This is a genomic window from Roseomonas sp. TAS13, from assembly GCF_001950415.1.
Lineage (GTDB): Bacteria > Pseudomonadota > Alphaproteobacteria > Acetobacterales > Acetobacteraceae > Roseomonas > Roseomonas mucosa.
In genome coordinates, this window is record NZ_BDLP01000788.1 from 1 (window position 1) to 618 (window position 618).

1 protein-coding gene is annotated in these 618 nt (G+C 68.8%); it reads left to right on the forward strand.

Annotated elements, in window-relative coordinates:
• Positions 1 to 80: 80 nt before the first annotated feature.
• The coding region (locus tag ROTAS13_RS25520) for an IS3 family transposase (RefSeq protein WP_371329406.1) at positions 81 to 618 on the forward strand (538 nt) is incomplete at its 3' end.

Here is a 618-nt window from a genome sequence, read left to right on the forward strand (position 1 = left end):
CGGCTGGAGGAGGAGAACGTCATCCTGCGCAAGGCCGCGGCGGTTTTTGCCAAAGGGATTGCGTGACGAAGTTCGCCTTCGTGTCAGCCGAGCGGGGCAACCACGCCGTCGCGACCCTATGCCGGGTCATCGGCGCGAGCGTCTCCGGCTTCTACGCCTGGCTGCACGCGATCCCCACCGTCCAGACCCGAGCGGAGGCCGAGGCCGATCTGCGCGGGCACATCGACCGGATCTTCGCTGCCGGGCGCCGGGTCTATGGTTCGCCACGGGTTCATGCCGAGTTGCGCCGAGAGGGGCGCCGACATGGCCGACGGCGCGTGGAGCGGCTGATGCGCGAGATGGGGCTCTGCGCGCGCCAGGGGCGCCGTCGGGTGCCGCGCACCACGAACAGCCGCCATGACCTCCCGATCGCCCCCAACCTGCTGCTGCGGAACTTCGCGGCCGAGTGGCCAGATCAGGTGTGGTTGGCCGACATCTCCTACCTGCCTACCGGGGAGGGCTGGCTGTATCTGGCCGCGATCAAGGACATGGCCACGCGCGAGATCGTCGGCTGGTCCATGGCCGACCCTCTGAGGGCGGAGTTGGGCATCGATGCACTGGTCATGGCACTCCAGCGTT